Below are 17,586 nucleotides of genomic sequence, written 5' to 3'. Positions count from 1 at the left end.
CTACTTTGAACAAAGTCCATGGCAGCAAAATAAGGAAATAACCATGTCGTCAGCCAAACAAACCTTACCCACAGAAAGCCAAGCCCTGATCGGTAGGGCCACGCCCATTATTCCCTCGCTCCCCCATGCGGTTAACGGGACACTGATGAATGACGATATCCCTGACAATATGGAAGTACTCACTATTGGGATGGGATGCTTCTGGGGTGCCGAGAGACTGTTCTGGCAACAAGATGGGGTTTACAGTACTTCAGTCGGCTACAGCGGCGGCCTAACTCCGAACCCAACCTATGAAGAGGTGTGTACCGGGCGAACAGGTCACAACGAAGTCGTCAGGGTGATCTTTGACCCAAGAAAAATAAGCCTGGATACCTTGCTCACCCTGTTCTGGGAAAAACACGACCCAACCCAAGGGATGCGCCAAGGCAACGATATAGGTACCCAGTACCGCTCTGCCATCTATACCCATTCAGATAAACAACAACAGGCAGCCCTCGAGAGCCAAGCCCTCTATCAACAAGCGCTTGGCGATACCGCTATCACTACCGAGATCCTGCCAGCCGGCACTTTCTACTTCGCTGAAGATTACCACCAGCAATACCTGGCTAAGAACCCCAATGGTTACTGCGGGCTGGGTGGTACTGGCATCTGCATGCCACCACAGCAACAAAGTTAGACTGCTTCAGCACTAAGGAGCTGGATCTCCCGGTTAACTTCGCTAAGTACATTCAGCGCCTTAGTATCTTGCTTTTTGGGTGGCAGCAAACGGCCACGGTCAAATTCAAAAGCACCAACGCCTATAATGAATAACCGCCCCCTAAAGTAACTTTTAACATAGCGAGCAACTTGGTTTGGTCGATATTGTTTGAATACTCTTAACATGGTTCCCTCACAAAATTACTATCAATATAGACCTTGAAAATCCCCAGATGTTTCCTTTTTCCAAGACTACCTAAATGGATAAAACAATAAGCAAGTTACTTGCCAGTTAAAGGGTGTTTATCAAACTAATTTTCAGAGCACCAAGTTGCCCACCAAAATACGCACTTTGTTTTATATTTTCGTGATAAAGTTCAAGGCTTTACAAACTGGTTAAACCAGCTTGCCATCACTAATCTAAGATAATGGCGCGTCTAATAAATAATGGAAATAAAGATGAACAAGAAGCCAATTTTCGCCATGCTGGCCATGCTGCTACCAGGGACTGTGTTTGCCCATAATCTCACTGTCGGTGAAGCACTACCGAATGCAGTGGTTGCAGACAAAGGCGAAATTACCCTACAAGATGACAAAATTGTCTATCAAGAATGGAACAGTAATCAGCTAGCAGGTAAGGTGAGGGTACTCCAAGCCATCGCAGGCCGCAGCTCGGCCAAGGCAATGAATGCCGATCTAATGAGTGCTATCACTGCAGCGGACTTCCCAGATGATCAGTACCAAACTACAACAATTATCAACCAAGATGATGCTATCTGGGGCACAGGGAGCTTCGTAAAATCATCTGCCGAAGACAGTAAGAAAGAGTTTTCTTGGTCTTCCATGGTTCTTGATGCCAATGGCAGTGTTCATGACTCATGGCAGCTAGCTGCTGAAAGCTCTGCCATAATTGTTCTTGATAAAAACAGCCAAGTACTGTTTGTAAAAGAAGGTAAGCTAACAGAACAAGAGATTAAACAAGCCCTTGAACTGGTGAAAAGCAACCTTTAAGACGGCTTAACAGCCTCAAGATAAGTCTAAAATGATAATCAATGCCATACTCTAGCAACAGTAGTAATGTTATATTATTACACCACATGGATATGGCTTTTATTTTATCAAAGTGAATATTGCACAGCGTTGGACACCCAAACTAAGCCTATTACTATTTAGCCTAATCATTATCGTTGGGCCGGTCACTGTATTGCACCAACTTGAGGCAACCGCTGATCATCACCACGCCATCGACTGCTCTATCTGCCATATTGTTCATGACAGCTTCCATAGCCAAGCCATTCTCCTTGCTGACCCGATCAATCACTTATTAGGAATGGTCACCCAGGAGACTGAAAAGGGCTTCCCGCAATACCTTCCCCCAATAGCACGTTCACCTCCAATACATTGAATTATTTTATTCAGAGACTTTTAAATCATTAACTAAATTATTGGGGTAACCATGCGTTTTAATCAATCTCTTTCACCTATTGCCACTTTGTTCGTCATCCTTGGTCTGGCTGCCTCTGGCTCAGCCGCTGCGGATGATCACTTCCGTCAACATGACGCCCACGTTCACGGCGTCGTTGAAGTGAACATCGCCCAGGATGGCCAAGACTTATTAATGGAAATTCACGCGCCGGGTGCCGATATTGTCGGCTTTGAGCACGCACCTCAGACTGACGAGCAAAAAGCGGCGATTGAAAACGCAATCACGAAGCTAAAAGCCCCAGGGGAAACTTGGATGCTAACGGCAAGTGCACAATGTCAGTTGGTAGATAGCCAAGTCACAGAAACGCTATCTTCCCAAGAAGATGATACTCATGACCATGGCGGCCACGATCATGACAAACATGACCATGACCATGGTGAGTTCTCGGCACAATACACCTACAAATGTGGTGATATTAATCAGTTAACTGAAATCAAAACCCAGTGGTTTACGCATTTCCCAACCACCGAGCGAATGACCGTAAACGCGATTACGGACAAAGGACAAAAAGGTGGCTCGCTAACGTCAAGTATGACCACTTTCCGCTTCTAATTCCAAAGTAACCCAAATGGGGAAGCAATTCCCCATTTTAGGACAGACCATGAGCATCATTGAGATCCGCGAACTCACATTCCAATGGCCCCGCCAGACCCAGCCATTACTGGATATCCCTTCATTGGTGGTTAACCAGGGTGAAAAAGTTTTCATCAAAGGCCCTAGCGGCAGTGGTAAATCAAGCCTTCTGAGCTTGTTAGCCGGCATAAACGAACCGACATCGGGGAGCATTGAACTCCTAGGGCAATCATTCAGCAGCCTAAAGCCGACAGCCAGAGATCGTTTTCGGGCTGACCATATTGGTTACATCTTCCAGATGTTCAACCTGCTGCCTTACTTATCAGTGATTGATAATGTCCTTCTCCCTTGCCGTTTCTCGGCACTACGGAAACAGCAAATAAACGGAGGAATGTTCGAGCAGGCAAAACAATTACTGTCCCAACTTCACCTACCGGAGGAATGCCTAGAGCGCCCTATCAGTGAACTCAGTATCGGGCAGCAGCAACGAGTCGCTGCCGCGAGAGCCTTGATTGGCAAGCCGAAGCTGTTAATCGCCGATGAGCCGACCTCGGCACTGGATCATGACAACCGTGAAGCTTTCATCAAATTGCTAATGGCGGAATGCGATAAGTCTGGCACCACACTACTCTTTGTCAGCCACGATGAAACACTCGAGCCGCTTTTTGATCGCAGCATCAACCTAAACACCATTAACCAAGCAGCAGGGAGACAATAATGGGAGCGATCATTCGCCTGGCCTGGCAAAGTCTGGCTAACCGAAAAGCCACCGCAATTTTGACATTGTTAACCGTTGCCATATCAGTCACCCTTCTACTTGGCGTTGAAAAAGTCAGAACTCAGGCCAAGTCGAGCTTTGCCAATACGATTTCAGAAACCGACCTGATTGTTGGTTCTCGCTCTGGCCAGGTTAACCTGCTTCTCTATTCCGTATTTAGGATCGGTAACGCGACCAACAATATTGATTGGCAAAGCTTCCAAGAAATCAGCCAGCATCGCTCCGTAAAGTGGGCTATTCCAATTTCCCTGGGAGATTCGCACCGCGGCTTCCGGGTCATCGGTACCAATGGAGATTACTTTAAGCATTACCGATATGGGCAGAAGCAACCTCTCGAACTCGCCCAGGGCGAAGTCTTCGATAGCCTTTTCGAAACCGTCATCGGTGCTGATGTTGCAAGAAAACTCGACTACAACATCGGTGATGAGATCATAATTGCCCACGGTATCAGCGATCAGTCTTTTAATCGCCATGACAACCTGCCATTTAAAATTGTGGGGATCTTAGAACCGACAGGAACGCCGGTAGATCGCAGTATACATGTCTCGCTGCCCGCGATAGAAGCCATTCATGTTGGTTGGGAAAGTGGTGCTCGCCTTGGGCCAACACCAGATGCGGATTTACTCGCAGCGCAACAGTTTGAACCTAAGCAAATCACAGCTTTTATGCTTGGCCTTAATTCCAAAATTCAAACCTTTGCCCTACAACGCTACATCAATACCTATACCAAAGAACCGCTCAGTGCCATTATGCCGGGTATCGCCCTGCATGAATTGTGGGGCATGATGTCTGTCGCTGAGCAAGCTTTATTGGTGGTTTCAGGGTTTGTCGTCATCGCAGGACTGCTGGGTATGCTAACCAGCTTATTGACCAGCCTGAATGAAAGGCGCCGGGAGATGGCAATTCTCCGCGCTATGGGGGCAAGACCCGGGCATATCTTCTTCCTGCTAACCAGTGAAGCGACATTACTGACTGCACTGGGTGTCGTCGTCGGTACCTCTTTGCTGTACTTGATATTATTTATCACCCAACCGATCATTCAGTCACAATTTGGTTTGCTTATCCCGATCACAGCGCCTACCAGCTATGAACTGTTGTTGTTATTACTTGTGCAGTTAGCTGGTATGCTAGTCGGTATCATTCCTGCTATCCGCGCCTATCGACATTCGCTCTCGGATGGCATGACAATCAAGGTATAAATAGATGAAAAAATGGCTACTCGCTCTTTGCTGCTGGTTTCCACTACTCAGCTTTGCTAATGAGCCTTTGACACTGGACTGGATTGATCTCGTACCGGAAAAAGAACGAGCTCAATTCAACGCAAACCAAATGCCCATACTCAACCATGATGGCGATGCAGCCAAGCAGTCTATGATTGGTAATGTCAGGGAAGAGCTCAATGGAAGCGCCGTTAAGATCCCTGGGTTTGTGATCCCACTAGAAGGGGATGATAAAGCAGTAACCGAGTTTCTTTTGGTACCTTATTTTGGAGCCTGTATCCACGTACCGCCACCACCGCCAAATCAAATTGTATACGTGAAGTTCCCCAAAGGCGCCCCGATCCAACAACTGTGGGATGTGGTTTACGTAGTTGGTACACTAAAGACCCAGCCTGTTAGCCATGAGCTTGCCGAAGTCGGTTATTTGCTTGAAGGTACAGCCTTAGAAGACTACGACGATATGTGATCTCATTTAGCCAGCCTTTATGGCTGGCTTTTTTACACTTAAGGGTGATCCCAATGGAAGGCGAAAGCAAAGTCCCCGCTCCCCTAGAACCACAAATATCAGAAAAAGAAAAAACCCAAACGACTCCCCCCAGTATCATTGCGAATATGGCAGAAGAGCTTGGAGTTAGCTTCCTCATCACCAAAGAGGGAGCTAAAACGATATCAGAAAGGTATGAGGATAGGCTCAAAAAGGAACATCACCTCCAACAAGAAAGCTTAGAAAAAATCTTCAAACTCGCTTTTGATAATACTCATCCCGAGAAAGCCAAACAGATTGATCTGGATTGGCTGAGCTACTTCACCGCCATAGCCAAAACGATTCGCAATAACTCTATGCAACAGCTCTGGAGTCGTATCCTTCGCCAAGAGTCTCTTACTCCAGGCTCAGTCTCCCTGAAAACACTCGATACACTCCGAAGTATGACCCATAAAGAAGCCCAGGTATTTCATCGAGCGTGTACACTTTCATGCCACTTTGGCACGGATAAAAGTAAAAAGATCCTAACGGCAGTAAAGGCAAGGCATAAATTTTTTCCTAGCCTATTTACTCCAACACTGCATAAAGTCTCACTAGGCAATTTTTCACTGCCATACTCTGATCTTCTGATTTTGCTGGAGCTAGGCTTAATCCTAAAAAGTGAATTAGAATCGGGAGAGCTCGCTTCAGGCGCTCCTCTACCCTTTAGTTACCAAAACCATACCTATCAGCTGACTCCGCACCAAAAAGGGCTGAGCTTCACCTATTACCGCCTATCGCCAACAGGCCAAGAGATTGCCGATCTACTGGGAAGCAAGACACACGAACCTTTTAGGGAAACCATTCTAGAGTTATTAGCGCCTTTTTTTATGGTAGAAAATCATCTATAGACCATACCTCTCGTTACTTTCTAATCATTCACAGCAAAAGCCCTGCTATAAACCGCAGGGCTTTTTTGTTGTTAGTAAAACAACTGATGTCCACTCACATATAGCCCAAACACTAAGGTCAATTCAGCCTTTCAAAATGGCTGGCGATATAGATGCAACCGTGTTGAACAATTAGGCAGGGATTTCTGTAAGGCATTTCTAGTAAGAAGCGGAGGGGTAGGTTCTCATATAACCTGGACTCAACACGCCGGGCTTTCGGTCGTGACCAAAGTCGAAGCACTTTCAGGAGCGTCAGATACAAGAAGCCCCGTCTAGTTGAGGCTTCTTAATAAGTGGCGGAACGGCCGGGCTGGCGCACCACCGGGGACGCGTCCGTCCGGGACTCATTCGCCTGCAAGGCGAACATAACCGACAGATGTAAAAAAGCCCAAGCATTTCTGCTTGGGCTTAGTATAAGTGGCGGAGCGGACGGGACTCGAACCCGCGACCCCCGGCGTGACAGGCCGGTATTCTAACCAACTGAACTACCGCTCCACTCAAATTACCGTGTGTTCAGCACGATAATCTAAATTGGAAGCCTGGCGATGTCCTACTCTCACATGGGGAGACCCCACACTACCATCGGCGCTATTACGTTTCACTACTGAGTTCGGCATGGGATCAGGTGGGTCCATAATGCTATGGTCGCCAAGCAAAATGCTTACAATCTTGAAAGCTGATGTTCTCAACACTCATTCAAGTGTTCGTGGAGTCCGTAAAACCCCTTGGGTGTTGTATGGTTAAGCCTCACGGGCAATTAGTACAGGTTAGCTCAACGCCTCACAACGCTTACACACCCTGCCTATCTACGTCGTAGTCTCCAACAACCCTTCAGGAACCTTATAGGTTCAGGGATGACTCATCTCGAGGCTCGCTTCCCGCTTAGATGCTTTCAGCGGTTATCGATTCCGAACTTAGCTACCGGGCAATGCGTCTGGCGACACAACCCGAACACCAGAGGTTCGTCCACTCCGGTCCTCTCGTACTAGGAGCAGCCCCTCTCAATCATCCAACGCCCACGGCAGATAGGGACCGAACTGTCTCACGACGTTCTAAACCCAGCTCGCGTACCACTTTAAATGGCGAACAGCCATACCCTTGGGACCGACTTCAGCCCCAGGATGTGATGAGCCGACATCGAGGTGCCAAACACCGCCGTCGATATGAACTCTTGGGCGGTATCAGCCTGTTATCCCCGGAGTACCTTTTATCCGTTGAGCGATGGCCCTTCCATACAGAACCACCGGATCACTATGACCTGCTTTCGCACCTGCTCGACTTGTCAGTCTCGCAGTCAAGCGGGCTTATGCCATTGCACTAACCTCACGATGTCCGACCGTGATTAGCCCACCTTCGTGCTCCTCCGTTACGCTTTGGGAGGAGACCGCCCCAGTCAAACTACCCACCAGGCACTGTCCGCACCCCGGATAACGGGGCGACGTTAGAACATCAACACTACAAGGGTGGTATTTCAAGGACGGCTCCACCGAATCTAGCGACTCGGTTTCAAAGCCTCCCACCTATCCTACACATGTAGGGTCAATGTTCAGTGCCAAGCTGTAGTAAAGGTTCACGGGGTCTTTCCGTCTAGCCGCGGGTACGCAGCATCTTCACTGCGATTTCAATTTCACTGAGTCTCGGGTGGAGACAGCGTGGCCATCATTACGCCATTCGTGCAGGTCGGAACTTACCCGACAAGGAATTTCGCTACCTTAGGACCGTTATAGTTACGGCCGCCGTTTACCGGGGCTTCGATCAAGAGCTTCGACCGAAGTCTAACCCCATCAATTAACCTTCCGGCACCGGGCAGGCGTCACACCGTATACGTCATCTTTCGATTTTGCACAGTGCTGTGTTTTTAATAAACAGTTGCAGCCACCTGGTATCTGCGACTGCCAGCAGCTTAAAGAGCAAGTCTCGTCACCGCCGGCAGCGTACCTTCTCCCGAAGTTACGGTACCATTTTGCCTAGTTCCTTCACCCGAGTTCTCTCAAGCGCCTTGGTATTCTCTACCCGACCACCTGTGTCGGTTTGGGGTACGATTCCTTACTATCTGAAGCTTAGAGGCTTTTCCCGGAAGCATGGCATCAATGACTTCAGTGCCGTAGCACCTCGACATCGGGTCTCAGCCTAGTGTAATCCCGGATTTGCCTAAGATTACAGCCTACACCCTTGAACCTGGACAACCGTCGCCAGGCCCACCTAGCCTTCTCCGTCCCCCCATCGCAATAGTAAGAAGTACGGGAATATTAACCCGTTTCCCATCGACTACGCCTTTCGGCCTCGCCTTAGGGGTCGACTCACCCTGCCCCGATTAACGTTGGACAGGAACCCTTGGTCTTCCGGCGAGGGAGTTTTTCACTCCCTTTATCGTTACTCATGTCAGCATTCGCACTTCTGATACGTCCAGCACACCTTACGATGCACCTTCAACCGCTTACAGAACGCTCCCCTACCCAATACCATAAATGGCATTGCCGCAGCTTCGGTGTATAGCTTAGCCCCGTTAAATCTTCCGCGCAGGCCGACTCGACCAGTGAGCTATTACGCTTTCTTTAAATGATGGCTGCTTCTAAGCCAACATCCTGGCTGTCTGAGCCTTCCCACATCGTTTCCCACTTAGCTATAACTTTGGGACCTTAGCTGGCGGTCTGGGTTGTTTCCCTCTCCACGACGGACGTTAGCACCCGCCGTGTGTCTCCCGGATAGTACTTACTGGTATTCGGAGTTTGCAAAGGGTTGGTAAGTCGGGATGACCCCCTAGCCTTAACAGTGCTCTACCCCCAGTAGTATTCGTCCGAGGCGCTACCTAAATAGCTTTCGGGGAGAACCAGCTATCTCCAGGTTTGATTGGCCTTTCACCCCTAGCCACAAGTCATCCGCTAATTTTTCAACATTAGTCGGTTCGGTCCTCCAGTAAGTGTTACCTCACCTTCAACCTGCCCATGGCTAGATCACCTGGTTTCGGGTCTAATCCTAGCAACTGAACGCCCAGTTAAGACTCGGTTTCCCTACGGCTCCCCTAAACGGTTAACCTTGCTACTAAAATTAAGTCGCTGACCCATTATACAAAAGGTACGCAGTCACCCCGAAGGGCTCCTACTGCTTGTACGTACACGGTTTCAGGTTCTATTTCACTCCCCTCACAGGGGTTCTTTTCGCCTTTCCCTCACGGTACTGGTTCACTATCGGTCAGTCAGGAGTATTTAGCCTTGGAGGATGGTCCCCCCATGTTCAGACAGGATATCACGTGTCCCGTCCTACTCGATTTCACTCGAAATGCGCTACCGGTTACGGGGCTATCACCCTGTATCGCTGAGCTTTCCAGCTCATTCACCTGTCGCAAAACTAGCTTAAGGGCTAATCCGGGTTCGCTCGCCGCTACTGCCGGAATCTCGGTTGATTTCTCTTCCTCGGGGTACTTAGATGTTTCAGTTCCCCCGGTTCGCCTCAATACGCTATGTATTCACGCATTGATAACTGCTTATGCAGCTGGGTTTCCCCATTCGGAAATCCAAGAGTATAGTGATTCTTACCATCTTCTCTTGGCTTATCGCAGGTTAGCACGTCCTTCATCGCCTCTGACTGCCCAGGCATCCACCGTGTACGCTTAGTCACTTAACCATACAACCCCAAGGGGTCTGTCTGTATGGCTCAACAACCAAGGTTGTTCATCTGAGTATGATGAACTGTGTTTCGCCGGACTCTTACACAAGACACTTGAATGTGTGTTGCTTGAGAACTCGTTCCTACTTTATTCAAGTAGAAACTATTAGTTATTGAATTCAATGAATTCAATTTACTAGTCAGCTTTCCAGATTGTTAAAGAGCATGTGTTTATCGTCAGATAACCACTTTCTAAAGATTCTTAAGGAAGAAACCTTAGAGAGTGGTGGAGCTAAGCAGGATCGAACTGCTGACCTCCTGCGTGCAAGGCAGGCGCTCTCCCAGCTGAGCTATAGCCCCAACGATTTGAAAGACTTCACACTCACTTCCTCTGGGAGAGAAAGTGGTGGGTCTGAGTGGACTTGAACCACCGACCTCACCCTTATCAGGGGTGCGCTCTAACCACCTGAGCTACAGACCCAAGTCTTTCACGTTCTTTTACTATTAACCAAGCAATCTGTGTGGACACTGCATAAAACGCAGTCATATCGTTAAGGAGGTGATCCAGCCCCAGGTTCCCCTAGGGCTACCTTGTTACGACTTCACCCCAGTCATGAACCACACCGTGGTAAACGCCCCCCCGAAGGTTAAGCTATCTACTTCTGGTGCAGCCCACTCCCATGGTGTGACGGGCGGTGTGTACAAGGCCCGGGAACGTATTCACCGTGGCATTCTGATCCACGATTACTAGCGATTCCGACTTCATGGAGTCGAGTTGCAGACTCCAATCCGGACTACGACGTACTTTCTGGGATTCGCTCACTCTCGCAAGTTGGCCGCCCTCTGTATACGCCATTGTAGCACGTGTGTAGCCCTACTCGTAAGGGCCATGATGACTTGACGTCGTCCCCACCTTCCTCCGGTTTATCACCGGCAGTCTCCCTGGAGTTCCCACCATTACGTGCTGGCAAACAAGGATAGGGGTTGCGCTCGTTGCGGGACTTAACCCAACATTTCACAACACGAGCTGACGACAGCCATGCAGCACCTGTCTCAGAGTTCCCGAAGGCACCAATCCATCTCTGGAAAGTTCTCTGGATGTCAAGAGTAGGTAAGGTTCTTCGCGTTGCATCGAATTAAACCACATGCTCCACCGCTTGTGCGGGCCCCCGTCAATTCATTTGAGTTTTAATCTTGCGACCGTACTCCCCAGGCGGTCTACTTAACGCGTTAGCTCCGAAAGCCAGTGTTCAAGACACCAACCTCCAAGTAGACATCGTTTACGGCGTGGACTACCAGGGTATCTAATCCTGTTTGCTCCCCACGCTTTCGCATCTGAGCGTCAGTCTTTGTCCAGGGGGCCGCCTTCGCCACCGGTATTCCTTCAGATCTCTACGCATTTCACCGCTACACCTGAAATTCTACCCCCCTCTACAAGACTCTAGCCTGCCAGTTCCAAATGCTATTCCGAGGTTGAGCCCCGGGCTTTCACATCTGGCTTAACAAGCCGCCTGCATGCGCTTTACGCCCAGTAATTCCGATTAACGCTCGCACCCTCCGTATTACCGCGGCTGCTGGCACGGAGTTAGCCGGTGCTTCTTCTGTCGCTAACGTCAAACATTACCGCTATTAACGATAACGCCTTCCTCACGACTGAAAGTGCTTTACAACCCGAAGGCCTTCTTCACACACGCGGCATGGCTGCATCAGGGTTTCCCCCATTGTGCAATATTCCCCACTGCTGCCTCCCGTAGGAGTCTGGACCGTGTCTCAGTTCCAGTGTGGCTGATCATCCTCTCAGACCAGCTAGAGATCGTCGCCTTGGTGAGCTCTTACCTCACCAACTAGCTAATCTCACCTGGGCTAATCCTGACGCGAGAGGCCCGAAGGTCCCCCTCTTTGCTCCGAAGAGATTATGCGGTATTAGCCATCGTTTCCAATGGTTATCCCCCACATCAGGGCATATTCCCAGGCATTACTCACCCGTCCGCCGCTCGCCGCCCATCAACGCACCCGAAGGATTGTTGATGTCGCTGCCGCTCGACTTGCATGTGTTAGGCCTGCCGCCAGCGTTCAATCTGAGCCATGATCAAACTCTTCAATTAAAGTTTTGGCTCAATGAATACTGTTAATCCATTACCGAAGTAATGAATGAATTGACTGTGCCAAATAATAAGTAAACTTAGTATTTGTATTGGTCACTCAGTTTCATTGATAATTCTTTTGTTGACTATCATTTCACGAGTGCCCACACAGATTGCATGGTCAAATTGTTAAAGAACATATTGCCTTTCAGTGCCTTAGCACTTAAGCAGGACGCGTATAATACGCTAACCACTTCGAAAGTCAACATAAAACTCTACGAAATCGTAAAGCTTTATGGTGACTTGCTTATCAAATAAGCAAAGTCGAAATGAAAGCCTGGCGATGTCCTACTCTCACATGGGGAGGCCCCACACTACCATCGGCGCTATTACGTTTCACTACTGAGTTCGGCATGGGATCAGGTGGGTCCATAATGCTATGGTCGCCAAGCAAAATTCTTACAATCTTAGAAAGCTGATGTTCTCGACACTCATCCAAGTGCTCACAGAGTCCGTAAAACCCCTTGGGTGTTGTATGGTTAAGCCTCACGGGCAATTAGTACAGGTTAGCTCAACGCCTCACAACGCTTACACACCCTGCCTATCTACGTCGTAGTCTCCAACAACCCTTCAGGAACCTTATAGGTTCAGGGATGACTCATCTTGAGGCTCGCTTCCCGCTTAGATGCTTTCAGCGGTTATCGATTCCGAACTTAGCTACCGGGCAATGCGTCTGGCGACACAACCCGAACACCAGAGGTTCGTCCACTCCGGTCCTCTCGTACTAGGAGCAGCCCCTCTCAATCATCCAACGCCCACGGCAGATAGGGACCGAACTGTCTCACGACGTTCTAAACCCAGCTCGCGTACCACTTTAAATGGCGAACAGCCATACCCTTGGGACCGACTTCAGCCCCAGGATGTGATGAGCCGACATCGAGGTGCCAAACACCGCCGTCGATATGAACTCTTGGGCGGTATCAGCCTGTTATCCCCGGAGTACCTTTTATCCGTTGAGCGATGGCCCTTCCATACAGAACCACCGGATCACTATGACCTGCTTTCGCACCTGCTCGACTTGTCAGTCTCGCAGTCAAGCGGGCTTATGCCATTGCACTAACCTCACGATGTCCGACCGTGATTAGCCCACCTTCGTGCTCCTCCGTTACGCTTTGGGAGGAGACCGCCCCAGTCAAACTACCCACCAGGCACTGTCCGCACCCCGGATAACGGGGCGACGTTAGAACATCAACACTACAAGGGTGGTATTTCAAGGACGGCTCCACCGAATCTAGCGACTCGGTTTCAAAGCCTCCCACCTATCCTACACATGTAGGGTCAATGTTCAGTGCCAAGCTGTAGTAAAGGTTCACGGGGTCTTTCCGTCTAGCCGCGGGTACGCAGCATCTTCACTGCGATTTCAATTTCACTGAGTCTCGGGTGGAGACAGCGTGGCCATCATTACGCCATTCGTGCAGGTCGGAACTTACCCGACAAGGAATTTCGCTACCTTAGGACCGTTATAGTTACGGCCGCCGTTTACCGGGGCTTCGATCAAGAGCTTCGACCGAAGTCTAACCCCATCAATTAACCTTCCGGCACCGGGCAGGCGTCACACCGTATACGTCATCTTTCGATTTTGCACAGTGCTGTGTTTTTAATAAACAGTTGCAGCCACCTGGTATCTGCGACTGCCAGCAGCTTAAAGAGCAAGTCTCGTCACCGCCGGCAGCGTACCTTCTCCCGAAGTTACGGTACCATTTTGCCTAGTTCCTTCACCCGAGTTCTCTCAAGCGCCTTGGTATTCTCTACCCGACCACCTGTGTCGGTTTGGGGTACGATTCCTTACTATCTGAAGCTTAGAGGCTTTTCCCGGAAGCATGGCATCAATGACTTCAGTGCCGTAGCACCTCGACATCGGGTCTCAGCCTAGTGTAATCCCGGATTTGCCTAAGATTACAGCCTACACCCTTGAACCTGGACAACCGTCGCCAGGCCCACCTAGCCTTCTCCGTCCCCCCATCGCAATAGTAAGAAGTACGGGAATATTAACCCGTTTCCCATCGACTACGCCTTTCGGCCTCGCCTTAGGGGTCGACTCACCCTGCCCCGATTAACGTTGGACAGGAACCCTTGGTCTTCCGGCGAGGGAGTTTTTCACTCCCTTTATCGTTACTCATGTCAGCATTCGCACTTCTGATACGTCCAGCACACCTTACGATGCACCTTCAACCGCTTACAGAACGCTCCCCTACCCAATACCATAAATGGCATTGCCGCAGCTTCGGTGTATAGCTTAGCCCCGTTAAATCTTCCGCGCAGGCCGACTCGACCAGTGAGCTATTACGCTTTCTTTAAATGATGGCTGCTTCTAAGCCAACATCCTGGCTGTCTGAGCCTTCCCACATCGTTTCCCACTTAGCTATAACTTTGGGACCTTAGCTGGCGGTCTGGGTTGTTTCCCTCTCCACGACGGACGTTAGCACCCGCCGTGTGTCTCCCGGATAGTACTTACTGGTATTCGGAGTTTGCAAAGGGTTGGTAAGTCGGGATGACCCCCTAGCCTTAACAGTGCTCTACCCCCAGTAGTATTCGTCCGAGGCGCTACCTAAATAGCTTTCGGGGAGAACCAGCTATCTCCAGGTTTGATTGGCCTTTCACCCCTAGCCACAAGTCATCCGCTAATTTTTCAACATTAGTCGGTTCGGTCCTCCAGTAAGTGTTACCTCACCTTCAACCTGCCCATGGCTAGATCACCTGGTTTCGGGTCTAATCCTAGCAACTGAACGCCCAGTTAAGACTCGGTTTCCCTACGGCTCCCCTAAACGGTTAACCTTGCTACTAAAATTAAGTCGCTGACCCATTATACAAAAGGTACGCAGTCACCCCGAAGGGCTCCTACTGCTTGTACGTACACGGTTTCAGGTTCTATTTCACTCCCCTCACAGGGGTTCTTTTCGCCTTTCCCTCACGGTACTGGTTCACTATCGGTCAGTCAGGAGTATTTAGCCTTGGAGGATGGTCCCCCCATGTTCAGACAGGATATCACGTGTCCCGTCCTACTCGATTTCACTCGAAATGCGCTACCGGTTACGGGGCTATCACCCTGTATCGCTGAGCTTTCCAGCTCATTCACCTGTCGCAAAACTAGCTTAAGGGCTAATCCGGGTTCGCTCGCCGCTACTGCCGGAATCTCGGTTGATTTCTCTTCCTCGGGGTACTTAGATGTTTCAGTTCCCCCGGTTCGCCTCAATACGCTATGTATTCACGCATTGATAACTGCTTATGCAGCTGGGTTTCCCCATTCGGAAATCCAAGAGTATAGTGATTCTTACCATCTTCTCTTGGCTTATCGCAGGTTAGCACGTCCTTCATCGCCTCTGACTGCCCAGGCATCCACCGTGTACGCTTAGTCACTTAACCATACAACCCCAAGGGGTCTGTTCGTATGGCTCAACAACCAAGGTTGTCCATCTGAGTATTGATGGACTGTGTTTCGCCGGACTCTTACACAAGACACTTGAATGTGTGTTGCTTGAGAACTCGTTTTATTTCTCTTCATAAAGAGAGATAAAACTATTAGTTATTGAATTCAATGAATTCAATTTACTAGTCAGCTTTCCAGATTGTTAAAGAGCATGTGTTTATCGTGAGATAACCACTTTCTAATGATTTTCGGCGGCAAAAAAGCGGACTCAACAAAGTTAACCTTCATTGAATCTGCGTATCCGTGCAGAAAATACTTAGAGAGTGGTGGGCGATACCGGGCTCGAACCAGTGACCCCCTCCTTGTAAGGGAGGTGCTCTCCCAACTGAGCTAATCGCCCTCCGATGTTTTACATCTTCAAAGGAGAAGATGGTGGGTCGTGCAGGATTCGAACCTGCGACCAATTGATTAAAAGTCAACTGCTCTACCAACTGAGCTAACGACCCGTGGCGTCCCATAGGGGAGTCGAACCCCTGTTACCGCCGTGAAAGGGCGGTGTCCTAGGCCTCTAGACGAATGGGACTAAGTGTTTGGTTAATGTGTGGGCACACTAACGAGGATAGCCAACGCTACCCTTGCTCTCTTACATTTCAACCAAGCAATCTGTGTGGACACTGCATAAAACGCAGTCATATCGTTAAGGAGGTGATCCAGCCCCAGGTTCCCCTAGGGCTACCTTGTTACGACTTCACCCCAGTCATGAACCACACCGTGGTAAACGCCCCCCCGAAGGTTAAGCTATCTACTTCTGGTGCAGCCCACTCCCATGGTGTGACGGGCGGTGTGTACAAGGCCCGGGAACGTATTCACCGTGGCATTCTGATCCACGATTACTAGCGATTCCGACTTCATGGAGTCGAGTTGCAGACTCCAATCCGGACTACGACGTACTTTCTGGGATTCGCTCACTCTCGCAAGTTGGCCGCCCTCTGTATACGCCATTGTAGCACGTGTGTAGCCCTACTCGTAAGGGCCATGATGACTTGACGTCGTCCCCACCTTCCTCCGGTTTATCACCGGCAGTCTCCCTGGAGTTCCCACCATTACGTGCTGGCAAACAAGGATAGGGGTTGCGCTCGTTGCGGGACTTAACCCAACATTTCACAACACGAGCTGACGACAGCCATGCAGCACCTGTCTCAGAGTTCCCGAAGGCACCAATCCATCTCTGGAAAGTTCTCTGGATGTCAAGAGTAGGTAAGGTTCTTCGCGTTGCATCGAATTAAACCACATGCTCCACCGCTTGTGCGGGCCCCCGTCAATTCATTTGAGTTTTAATCTTGCGACCGTACTCCCCAGGCGGTCTACTTAACGCGTTAGCTCCGAAAGCCAGTGTTCAAGACACCAACCTCCAAGTAGACATCGTTTACGGCGTGGACTACCAGGGTATCTAATCCTGTTTGCTCCCCACGCTTTCGCATCTGAGCGTCAGTCTTTGTCCAGGGGGCCGCCTTCGCCACCGGTATTCCTTCAGATCTCTACGCATTTCACCGCTACACCTGAAATTCTACCCCCCTCTACAAGACTCTAGCCTGCCAGTTCCAAATGCTATTCCGAGGTTGAGCCCCGGGCTTTCACATCTGGCTTAACAAGCCGCCTGCATGCGCTTTACGCCCAGTAATTCCGATTAACGCTCGCACCCTCCGTATTACCGCGGCTGCTGGCACGGAGTTAGCCGGTGCTTCTTCTGTCGCTAACGTCAAACATTACCGCTATTAACGATAACGCCTTCCTCACGACTGAAAGTGCTTTACAACCCGAAGGCCTTCTTCACACACGCGGCATGGCTGCATCAGGGTTTCCCCCATTGTGCAATATTCCCCACTGCTGCCTCCCGTAGGAGTCTGGACCGTGTCTCAGTTCCAGTGTGGCTGATCATCCTCTCAGACCAGCTAGAGATCGTCGCCTTGGTGAGCTCTTACCTCACCAACTAGCTAATCTCACCTGGGCTAATCCTGACGCGAGAGGCCCGAAGGTCCCCCTCTTTGCTCCGAAGAGATTATGCGGTATTAGCCATCGTTTCCAATGGTTATCCCCCACATCAGGGCATATTCCCAGGCATTACTCACCCGTCCGCCGCTCGCCGCCCATAAACGCACCCGAAGGATTGTTTATGTCGCTGCCGCTCGACTTGCATGTGTTAGGCCTGCCGCCAGCGTTCAATCTGAGCCATGATCAAACTCTTCAATTAAAGTTTTGGCTCAATGAATACTGTTATTACTTCCAATTTATTTCACTTTAAA

At 49.8% G+C, this 17,586-nt stretch carries 8 protein-coding genes, 6 tRNA genes and 6 rRNA genes; 7 read left to right on the top strand and 13 right to left on the bottom strand.

Annotated features, from left to right (window positions below; genetic code table 11):
• Positions 1-43 precede the first annotated feature (43 nt).
• Entirely contained in the window at positions 44-676 is a 633-nt protein-coding gene (gene msrA, locus ACXAGQ_RS08415; protein WP_475253192.1) for a peptide-methionine (S)-S-oxide reductase MsrA, read from the top strand.
• On the opposite strand, the gene ACXAGQ_RS08410 is transcribed toward msrA, so the two are convergent.
• A complete protein-coding gene (locus ACXAGQ_RS08410) occupies positions 673-882 on the bottom strand; it encodes a DUF1107 domain-containing protein (RefSeq protein WP_317525241.1) in 210 nt (69 codons plus the stop codon). The genes msrA and ACXAGQ_RS08410 overlap by 4 nt on opposite strands.
• Positions 883-1,155: 273 nt before the next feature.
• Between ACXAGQ_RS08410 and ACXAGQ_RS08405 the strand changes: the two genes are divergently transcribed.
• From ACXAGQ_RS08405 to ACXAGQ_RS08380, 6 genes are all read left to right on the top strand, one after another.
• Positions 1,156-1,707, top strand: a complete 552-nt coding sequence (locus ACXAGQ_RS08405; protein ID WP_475253190.1) for a YtfJ family protein — start codon at positions 1,156-1,158, stop codon at positions 1,705-1,707.
• A gap of 445 nt (positions 1,708-2,152) precedes the next feature.
• Positions 2,153-2,734 (top strand): zinc uptake protein ZrgA, encoded by a 582-nt coding sequence (gene zrgA / locus ACXAGQ_RS08400; RefSeq protein WP_475253188.1) that lies wholly within the window; start codon positions 2,153-2,155, stop codon positions 2,732-2,734.
• A 49-nt stretch (positions 2,735-2,783) separates the two neighbouring features.
• Positions 2,784-3,473 (top strand): ABC transporter ATP-binding protein, encoded by a 690-nt coding sequence (locus ACXAGQ_RS08395; protein ID WP_475253186.1) that lies wholly within the window; start codon positions 2,784-2,786, stop codon positions 3,471-3,473.
• A complete protein-coding gene (locus tag ACXAGQ_RS08390) occupies positions 3,473-4,732 on the top strand; it encodes an ABC transporter permease (RefSeq protein ID WP_475253184.1) in 1,260 nt (419 codons plus the stop codon). The genes ACXAGQ_RS08395 and ACXAGQ_RS08390 overlap by 1 nt, the downstream gene beginning before the upstream one ends.
• A gap of 4 nt (positions 4,733-4,736) precedes the next feature.
• Entirely contained in the window at positions 4,737-5,219 is a 483-nt protein-coding gene (locus tag ACXAGQ_RS08385; protein WP_475253182.1) for a DUF3299 domain-containing protein, read from the top strand.
• Positions 5,220-5,272: 53 nt separating this feature from the next.
• Positions 5,273-6,127 carry a TIGR03899 family protein gene (locus ACXAGQ_RS08380; RefSeq protein WP_475253180.1) on the top strand — a complete coding sequence of 285 codons (855 nt, stop codon included), beginning with the start codon at positions 5,273-5,275 and terminating at the stop codon, positions 6,125-6,127.
• A gap of 457 nt (positions 6,128-6,584) precedes the next feature.
• Here the strand turns inward: ACXAGQ_RS08380 and ACXAGQ_RS08375 are convergent.
• From ACXAGQ_RS08375 to ACXAGQ_RS08320, 12 genes are all read right to left on the bottom strand, one after another.
• Positions 6,585-6,661 (bottom strand) — tRNA-Asp (locus tag ACXAGQ_RS08375).
• Between the two features lie 42 nt (positions 6,662-6,703).
• Positions 6,704-6,819, bottom strand: a 5S ribosomal RNA gene (gene rrf, locus ACXAGQ_RS08370).
• 83 nt (positions 6,820-6,902) lie between these two features.
• Positions 6,903-9,790, bottom strand: a 23S ribosomal RNA gene (locus ACXAGQ_RS08365).
• A 266-nt stretch (positions 9,791-10,056) separates the two neighbouring features.
• Positions 10,057-10,132: transfer RNA gene (locus tag ACXAGQ_RS08360), tRNA-Ala, on the bottom strand.
• A gap of 44 nt (positions 10,133-10,176) precedes the next feature.
• Positions 10,177-10,253, bottom strand: a tRNA-Ile gene (locus ACXAGQ_RS08355).
• 71 nt (positions 10,254-10,324) lie between these two features.
• A 16S ribosomal RNA gene (locus ACXAGQ_RS08350) occupies positions 10,325-11,877 on the bottom strand.
• A 314-nt stretch (positions 11,878-12,191) separates the two neighbouring features.
• A 5S ribosomal RNA gene (gene rrf / locus ACXAGQ_RS08345) occupies positions 12,192-12,307 on the bottom strand.
• 84 nt (positions 12,308-12,391) lie between these two features.
• Positions 12,392-15,279 (bottom strand): 23S ribosomal RNA (locus tag ACXAGQ_RS08340).
• A gap of 328 nt (positions 15,280-15,607) precedes the next feature.
• A tRNA-Val gene (locus tag ACXAGQ_RS08335) sits at positions 15,608-15,683 on the bottom strand.
• Positions 15,684-15,713: 30 nt separating this feature from the next.
• Positions 15,714-15,789: transfer RNA gene (locus ACXAGQ_RS08330), tRNA-Lys, on the bottom strand.
• A gap of 1 nt (position 15,790) precedes the next feature.
• Positions 15,791-15,866 (bottom strand) — tRNA-Glu (locus tag ACXAGQ_RS08325).
• 115 nt (positions 15,867-15,981) lie between these two features.
• Positions 15,982-17,534, bottom strand: a 16S ribosomal RNA gene (locus ACXAGQ_RS08320).
• Together the 16S, 23S and 5S rRNA genes with 6 tRNA genes alongside form the textbook arrangement of a ribosomal RNA operon.
• Positions 17,535-17,586: the final 52 nt, after the last annotated feature.

This window comes from Photobacterium sp. ABD4_091 (assembly GCF_056160145.1).
Note: the sequence above shows the minus strand (reverse complement) of the source record. Positions and strands in the feature narration are given on the sequence as shown.